This window comes from Leptolyngbya sp. AN02str (genome assembly GCF_050565595.1).
Taxonomy (GTDB): Bacteria; Cyanobacteriota; Cyanobacteriia; order Elainellales; family Elainellaceae; genus Kaiparowitsia.
Genome location: NZ_JBNXVR010000047.1, coordinates 45,186 through 52,363, shown reverse-complemented (window position 1 = coordinate 52,363; position 7,178 = coordinate 45,186). Strand labels below are relative to the sequence as shown.

Genomic DNA, 7,178 nt, shown 5'->3' with positions numbered 1-7,178 from the left:
AGCGTTGGCAAAAGTCGTCGATGTCACAAAACACTTCGTCTAAACTAGTCATAGGAGGGGCTCTGCTGATGTTTCTCTTAAAGCTCAGCTTATCCAGTCCCTCCCTTTCTTATCCATAACTCAGGTTAATTTATGACGGGTTGAGTTTAGCGCACGCAGCGACATCGCAAAAAGCCCAATGCAAAAAGCCCAGTGTTCTCTTACAAAACATTGGGCCATGGAACAAACGTTGAATTAGCAAACGATAGAAAACTGATGGAGGCTAGCTGTTCTCACTCATCGATCGGCAGATTCGGAGTATGGGTCTCCTTCAAACGGTTGAACACCTGTGTTGGGATAGTGGTCACGATTTGGACTAAAAATTTCGAAAGCACCGTCGTAAATGTAGCGGATGGCGTTACCAATAATCTTGAACAAGTTCATAAATTTGGCCTCGCGTAAAGAGCTGCAGAGATTGACCTAAGCTGGTCAAAGCCCCTCACAACCACGTCTTCGCTGCGTTCTTGCTTTGCTGCTGTTGCGATCGCAGATTGGCTATGTAAAACAACAGCAACCAGCCAAACGGTAAGTGGAGATAGTGACCGTTGGAACATCCGACAAGGATGGATTTAGACGCGATGAGAATGCCTTAACAGCTAATCAGTATTCAATTTTTTGGAGAGCGGGAAGCAGTGGTTAGGCATTCCCACTCAAATCATAAGGAATTCGGCGAGTTTATTGTTACCTAAGCTACCATTCTTTACAGAAGAAAAAGTGAACAATATTCAGATTTTTGTGGGCATGTTGCGCATGAGAACAAGGGCTTTTCTGAATGTTGGCACCATGAAACATCCAGAAAAGCCTTTAGCCGAAACTGATGCTCATGAGATGTATGGCAAACATTTAGGGCAACCAGTTGGCGAACCTATCGATAGTGATGGGTGCGATTGCCCTAGATATCGCCCTAGATAAGGAAGAATGCAGCTAGCCAAACTCCACATCTAGATGCGGCCTTACCACTTGAGGCAGTTGAGCCAATCGCCGAGAAATGGTGGGTTGTTTGAGGTTGAGTTCTTGTGCAAGTTGGGCTTGACTTTTATTTTGATAGAACCGACCATGCACAATTTTGAGATAGTGGCGTTCGGGATGCTGCTGATCGAGTTTGGCAATAATGTGTATGGCTGCGATCGCAAAGTCTCGATGCTCTAGCTGCATCGCAACATCGACAGGATAACGCTGCTGGTCAAGATAGGTTTCGTTCGACTCAGCAATGACGGTATCCAAGCTGAGCGCGCGTTTGCGACGTGCCTCTTTCAACAGATCAAGAATGGCATTGCGGGCCACTACCATAACCCATCCCTGAACGTTATAGTTGGCGTGGTTTCTAGCAAAGCGTCCGTTTCGGAACTGCTGCAGGATGCGCAGGTAGGCAGTTTGGGCGGCATCTTCCCAAGAAATTTCAGTACCGTACGTTTTTCGACGGGCTAGGCGATTGATGGCGGCTCGAACGTTTGGAGCGAGTAGAAGCGCCATATCAGGGAGGCGATCGCACGGTGGGTTGCTGGGCTGACCAGCGCTAGGGTGGGCTCCAGGCAGAGGATCTTCAAACATGGGCTTACTCCTTGAAGGGGGCTAACAAAGCAAAGGAAAAACGGACAGATCAGGTTAGGGTCTGGTTAATTACAAGGGCGATCGTGCTCTACAGGCATTGCCAAGATGTCGGCTGCCCAGCCATCGTGTGAACCTGAACAATTCCATTAATCTTTTGTAAGGGATAGGTGTTGCAGTATGTGTTGCAGCTGTTTCAGCAACAGATTTTATTTTCCGAAGCCGCTTAATCAGACGAAATAGCGTAGTTTTGAGCGTAGTTTTAAGTGACTAGGCTCATCTGGCCGACAGCCGCGTTAATACCGTAAGATCAGCAAGAACTAGTTGTTGGTCAGCTTTACTTTTTAGGTCATTGCTTACGGGAGTGACCCGAAATTACCGTTATGACGCTGCGCTAGTTTTTTGGATGTCAATCAAGCGGCAACGTTGTGGAAACTCTTACGCCCAAAACCATTAAATTTTTGCAACAGCCAACGTCTCAGGCTTGGGTTGAGCAAGCACTCGCTCATTTAGATACGATTTTGCTGGATCACTCGCATTGCGAGCGTAAGGCGGCAGGCGTAGCACTCAATCTCATGTTTCGGTATCCATCAAGCGCCAAGCTTGTACGGGCACTAACAGCGATCGCCCAAGAGGAATTAGAACATTTTGAGCTGGTCAATCAATGGCTCGATCGACGAGGAATTGATTTAGCCCCACTCACTCCGCCGCCCTATGGTGCCGGGTTGAATAAGCACATTCGACCGCAAGAACCTCATCGCATGCTGGATTCTTTGTTGGTTTCGGCTTTGATTGAGGCTCGAAGCCATGAGCGACTGGGCTTATTGGCAGCGCATTGCCCCGAACCAGACTTGGCCGCCTTCTATCGAGGTCTCATGGCCTCGGAAGCTCGACACTACGGCGCTTATTGGACCTTGGCGACGACCTATTACGACCGAGAAACCGTCGATCGCCGTTTACATGAATTGGCCATCATTGAAAGTAGCATTTTAGAAACGCTCCACCCAGAACCCCGTATTCACAGCTAGGTTTTAGATTTTTTCGCATTCTTTGCACTAGTGGTCTGTCAACTTAAAGTTTTAGGGTAAACCCCTTAGGGGTTTACCCTAAAACTTAGCTGTGACGCTGCACTAGTTTTTTGGGGTTGATGGGTGCGTATCTTGGCTCCATCGTTCTATTGCAATTCTGTTTGCAATGTTGCGATCGCCCTTTGCAAGAGCAAATTTGGTAAGGGCAAGTCTTGTGAGAGTAAGTTTTCTTGAGACTCACTCTTTGCAATCGGTTCCAGCCAGCAGCATCTATCTTGTTCAGGACTTCCGCACTGCATCCGAAAAGCCAGAGGATTGAATGATGTTTGGAGTGCTAAGTGATCCAAACATCATTCAACTGCACAAGTCCTGTTGTTTTCAGAGCTGTGGGCTGAGGATGTGTTGCATCATGCAACTGATTCATACTTTTGTCGTGTAAATCATCTTGTCCTGTAACCGCACGATAGAGCTTTGCCCGCATGGGTAAAATTCTACTGTGGCGAAGCGTATTCTGACTTAAGAACAAGTCAACACTGAATATAGATGCTTTTGATATAACGTTCTTCAGTTCAGATGGTTCAATCTGGGGGTGATAGCGTCACAGCATACTGACCTGAGTTGGATTAACTGCTTAAATTTTTCATGATATGTTTCTCAACATAAAACGTTCTCTGCTGTTCAGGCAGCACTGCTTTTCTTGGCCGATTTGTGTTGAAAAGGTAAGTTGAACGAGATAGGTTCAACAATAAACTTGGCATCAACGGATTGGTGTTATTTCTTAAATTTGCTATTCCGTTCAGCATGCTCATTTGGGTGCATCGCAATGAGTGACTTTGTAAACCTAATATTAGAGTCAGAGCGAGTTTGTTTAAAACCCCTAACCTTGGATTACCGCGATGTTGTTTTTTTAGAATTTACACCCGAGGTTGCTCGCTATATGTATCCCAAACCTTATGCCAGCCTAGGTGAAGCCATTGAGGATATTCGCTGTGCCATGCGCCAACAGCAAATCGGATGCGACCTTCACAATGTCATTCTGCATCGATTTACGCGTGAGTTTTTAGGCGTTTGTGGGATTCATAGAATTAACACGGATACACCAGAATTTGCAATCTGGCTGAAGCAACTCGCCCAGGGTCATGGATATGGTCGAGAAGCAATTCATCGGCTAAAGCATTGGGCAGATGAATACTTAGACTATCGATTCATTTCTTATTCAGTTGATCAAGAGAATTATCCCAGTCGTCGAATTCCTGAGAGCTTAGGCGGCAAAATTGCTCGGCAAATTCATGTCATGAGTCTGAGTGGACGGCAATTAAATTTGTTGGAATATCGAATTGATTGGTTGAGGTCGTAAGGTTTGTAAGTTTATCGGCTTCGTTGTCGGCTTCATATGATTGATGAGCATTGGATGAACAATCGTTGGCTATTTATGGCCGCGATCGCTGGCATGGTTGAGCAAGGTACAATCCAAAATCGTTGGGTGTGCTTTGTCGGCACGGTTTGGCGAGTACTGGTAGATGGACCCGAGTGAAATGAACACGACCTATCGAGATTTTGTAGTTCGAGACTGGCAACCAAGCGATCGCCCGATTGCCTTTGATTTGATTCGGTCGGTGTTGGCAGAGTACAACCTAGAATGCGAACCTCAGGGTGCCGACCAGGATGTATGGCACGTTGAAGACGCATACCTAAAAACGGGTGGTGAGTTTTGGGTGATTGAGCAGGATGGGCGATTGGTCGGTACGGCGGCTTATTATCCCGTGGAACGAGGCGATCGCTCAGTCGAGATCCGTAAAATGTATCTCCTGGCAGATGCGCGCGGTCAAGGGTTGGGTCGATTTCTGCTGGGTGAGCTAGAACAGGCGATCGCGGCAAAGGGCTATCGGCAAATCTGGATTGAAACGGCATCCGTATTAAAAGAAGCGGTCAAGCTTTACGAGAGCAGTGGCTATGAGCCAAGTATGGGGGTGGAAACGGAACGGTGCGATCGCGTTTACGTCAAACTAATCAAGGAAGCGAACTGATCAAATGTCACTGAACCTGTCGAGGGAGGAATTGCCTGCTTTGACCTGGGAGTTGTAAGTTTATTGTGCTGGTCTCTGTCCTATGCCGAGCCTGTATACCGAAATTGAAATTAATGCGTCGCGAGCAGAGGTATGGCGATCGCTCGTTCGCAAAGATCATTGGCTAAAGTGGAATACCTATTTGTACGACCTCACACCCAATCGTCCATTTCGGCAGGGCGATCGCGTGTTACTGTCTGTCAAGCGCGACTCTAGCGAAGCCGAAACCGAAATTGAATCCTACATTACCCGCTTACAGCCCGAAGCCACCCTTAGCTTCACCTATCACGCACCGGGCTTTAAAAGCGAGCATGTGTTTGAACTCCAAGATTTGGGAAGAAACCGCACTCAGTATTTACATCACATCTATTTTTCTGGCGCTTTAGCGAATGTATTTCTTCCCTTCATTCGACAAGATGAACAACAGGGAATTCGCCGCATGGCTTGGGAACTTAAGCAATTTGTCGAGCGCTACTGACTTTTTGGAACAACTAGAAAGTAATCAATTGGCGGACTCATCGATTTACCTTCTACACTGTTAAGCGTATTTTTCTACCATTTTCCCTTTATGCTGAAAGCTCTGGTCATGGTGCTGTTTGCAGGAATCGTGACCTTTGGCGCTATGCCATCGGCGATCGCGCATTCCAATAGCCCATATTCCCTAAACCCATCGTTTGCACAACCTTTTGCACAAGTTATGGCGGCTAAAAAGTCTCTTTTTTCGTTTTCGGGCACTCGTCCCAGCAATTTGGGAGTGAAGGACGGCAAGCTAGCGGCTTGTCCGGGTTCTCCCAACTGTGTAAACAGTCAGGCTTCCAACAGCGATGCCGAACACTTTATCGAGCCGTTTGCTTACAGCGGTAGCGCTGTCGATGCGATCGCCAAACTCAAGGGCATCATTGAAGCCACAGAACGCACCGAAATCATTACCGCAACCGATTCTTATCTATACGCCGAGTTCACGACACCACTCATGGGTTATGTGGATGACGTGGAATTTTTTGCAGATGATGCTGCTAAAGTCATTCACGTTCGCTCTGCTTCCCGTTTGGGCCAGTCCGACTTGGGTCTCAACCGCAAGCGTATAGAAGCGCTTCGCACTCAATTTGCAGCGTAATGGCTTGAATCACGGTCGTTGGATCGACTTTGGATTGGGTTAATCCGGCAAAGTCGTTCATTTTTTAATTCATTGATATGGAGTAGACCTCCTGCAAGAGTGGCTGTTTGCTGCATGAACGGTTGCACTGTGCAACCGTTCATGCAGGAGGTCTCTTGTTTTGAACCTGGAGAGGGGGCCGGATGTCGCTGCCAGTGACCTATGCCGATGTGGTAGGAGCTATACAAACATTGCAAGGCGTTGCCCATCGCACTCCGGTGATGACCTCGCGCCTGGTCAACGCTCGCACCGGATGTGAGGTCTTTTTCAAATGCGAGAATTTTCAGCGTACGGGCTCGTTCAAGTTTCGGGGAGCCTACAACGCGATCGCCCACCTCAGTTCAGACCAGCGATTGCGTGGGGTGCTCACCTACTCATCGGGCAACCATGCCCAGGCGATCGCCCTGGCAGGTCAATTACTCAACATTGCCACAACCATCGTCATGCCGAACGATGCGCCAGCGGTCAAACAGGCCGCCACCCAGGCCTACGGCGCAGAAGTGATTTTGTACGATCGCGCCGAGATAACGAGAGAACAGTTGGCGTCCCAGCTCGCTGCAGAACGCGGCTCAACCGTCATTCCCCCCTACAATCACCCCCAGGTTATTGCCGGACAAGGCACGACAGCCCATGAGCTGTTGGAAGATGTGGGCAACCTAGATTACTTACTGGTGTGCTGTGGTGGTGGTGGCTTGCTGTCGGGCTGTGCGATCGCCGCCCATGCCCTATCCCCAGCCTGCAAAGTGATTGGCGTGGAACCCGCCGCTGGGGATGACGCCGCGCGCTCATTCAAATCAAAAACGCTACAAACGGTCTCCAATCCCGATACCATCGCCGATGGGGCACGCACGCCATCGCTAGGTGACCTAACGTTTCCGCTGGTACTGCACTACGTTCACGACATTCTGACCGTGACCGATGAGCAATTGCTGCGCGGACTTTTTTACCTATGGGAACGCATGAAACTGGTGGTTGAACCGACCGGAGCCCTAGCCGCAACAGCGTTGTTGGAAGGGGGGGCGATCGCTCCCGGTGCCAGAGTTGGCATCATTTTAAGCGGAGGCAATGTGGATTTACAGCAGCTCAAACATTGGTGCTAAGTACCTCGACGCCATTAAAAGCTAGACCCCAAAGCCCTGTGCGGGCACAGGGCTTTGGGATCTTATATTTGAACGATTACTGATTACTTGGAAACTCCTTGGGTTGGGTCATTCCACAGGTCGTCTCTAGGGATTCGTGAAGGAAAACGTGGAACGCTGCCCGAATTTGGTAACTCGTAGATACAATGAGTGCAAGTTTGCAGATGATGCTGCAACGCTACGCATCGCCAAAGCTGAACGT

Annotated in this window: 9 protein-coding genes; 7 read left to right on the top strand and 2 right to left on the bottom strand. The window is 48.6% G+C overall.

From position 1 onward, the window contains the following. Positions 1-276: 276 nt before the first annotated feature. Complete coding sequence (locus ACQ4M4_RS24665) at positions 277-423, bottom strand: hypothetical protein (RefSeq protein ID WP_430687135.1); 147 nt, start codon at positions 421-423, stop codon at positions 277-279. A gap of 540 nt (positions 424-963) precedes the next feature. Beyond that, on the bottom strand, positions 964-1,590 hold the full coding sequence (locus ACQ4M4_RS24660; RefSeq protein ID WP_430687134.1) for a sigma-70 family RNA polymerase sigma factor: 627 nt from the start codon (positions 1,588-1,590) through the stop codon (positions 964-966). A gap of 425 nt (positions 1,591-2,015) precedes the next feature. On the opposite strand from ACQ4M4_RS24660, the gene ACQ4M4_RS24655 reads away from it, so the two are divergent. From ACQ4M4_RS24655 to ACQ4M4_RS24625, 7 genes are all read left to right on the top strand, one after another. Continuing rightward, positions 2,016-2,615 carry a tRNA-(ms[2]io[6]A)-hydroxylase gene (locus tag ACQ4M4_RS24655; RefSeq protein WP_430687133.1) on the top strand — a complete coding sequence of 200 codons (600 nt, stop codon included), beginning with the start codon at positions 2,016-2,018 and terminating at the stop codon, positions 2,613-2,615. A gap of 823 nt (positions 2,616-3,438) precedes the next feature. Then, complete coding sequence (locus tag ACQ4M4_RS24650) at positions 3,439-3,972, top strand: GNAT family N-acetyltransferase (RefSeq protein ID WP_430687132.1); 534 nt, start codon at positions 3,439-3,441, stop codon at positions 3,970-3,972. 54 nt (positions 3,973-4,026) lie between these two features. Next, on the top strand, positions 4,027-4,149 hold the full coding sequence (locus tag ACQ4M4_RS24645; RefSeq protein WP_430687131.1) for a hypothetical protein: 123 nt from the start codon (positions 4,027-4,029) through the stop codon (positions 4,147-4,149). Position 4,150: 1 nt separating this feature from the next. Then, entirely contained in the window at positions 4,151-4,642 is a 492-nt protein-coding gene (locus tag ACQ4M4_RS24640; RefSeq protein WP_430687130.1) for a GNAT family N-acetyltransferase, read from the top strand. Positions 4,643-4,724: 82 nt separating this feature from the next. Beyond that, positions 4,725-5,159: an SRPBCC domain-containing protein gene (locus ACQ4M4_RS24635; RefSeq protein WP_430687129.1), complete on the top strand. Its 435-nt coding sequence runs from the start codon at positions 4,725-4,727 to the stop codon at positions 5,157-5,159. A gap of 90 nt (positions 5,160-5,249) precedes the next feature. Next, positions 5,250-5,798 (top strand): DUF1499 domain-containing protein, encoded by a 549-nt coding sequence (locus tag ACQ4M4_RS24630; protein ID WP_430687128.1) that lies wholly within the window; start codon positions 5,250-5,252, stop codon positions 5,796-5,798. A gap of 182 nt (positions 5,799-5,980) precedes the next feature. Next, positions 5,981-6,937, top strand: a complete 957-nt coding sequence (locus tag ACQ4M4_RS24625; RefSeq protein WP_430687127.1) for a threo-3-hydroxy-L-aspartate ammonia-lyase — start codon at positions 5,981-5,983, stop codon at positions 6,935-6,937. The last annotated feature ends 241 nt before the right edge of the window (positions 6,938-7,178 follow it).

Coding starts and splice junctions, on each gene's coding strand:
- ACQ4M4_RS24665 (WP_430687135.1), bottom strand. CDS start 423: ATGAACTTGTTCAAGATTATTGGTAACGCCATCCGCTACATTTACGAC.
- ACQ4M4_RS24660 (WP_430687134.1), bottom strand. CDS start 1,590: ATGTTTGAAGATCCTCTGCCTGGAGCCCACCCTAGCGCTGGTCAGCCC.
- ACQ4M4_RS24650 (WP_430687132.1), top strand. CDS start 3,439: ATGAGTGACTTTGTAAACCTAATATTAGAGTCAGAGCGAGTTTGTTTA.
- ACQ4M4_RS24645 (WP_430687131.1), top strand. CDS start 4,027: ATGAACAATCGTTGGCTATTTATGGCCGCGATCGCTGGCATGGTTGAG.
- ACQ4M4_RS24640 (WP_430687130.1), top strand. CDS start 4,151: ATGAACACGACCTATCGAGATTTTGTAGTTCGAGACTGGCAACCAAGC.
- ACQ4M4_RS24635 (WP_430687129.1), top strand. CDS start 4,725: ATGCCGAGCCTGTATACCGAAATTGAAATTAATGCGTCGCGAGCAGAG.
- ACQ4M4_RS24630 (WP_430687128.1), top strand. CDS start 5,250: ATGCTGAAAGCTCTGGTCATGGTGCTGTTTGCAGGAATCGTGACCTTT.
- ACQ4M4_RS24625 (WP_430687127.1), top strand. CDS start 5,981: ATGTCGCTGCCAGTGACCTATGCCGATGTGGTAGGAGCTATACAAACA.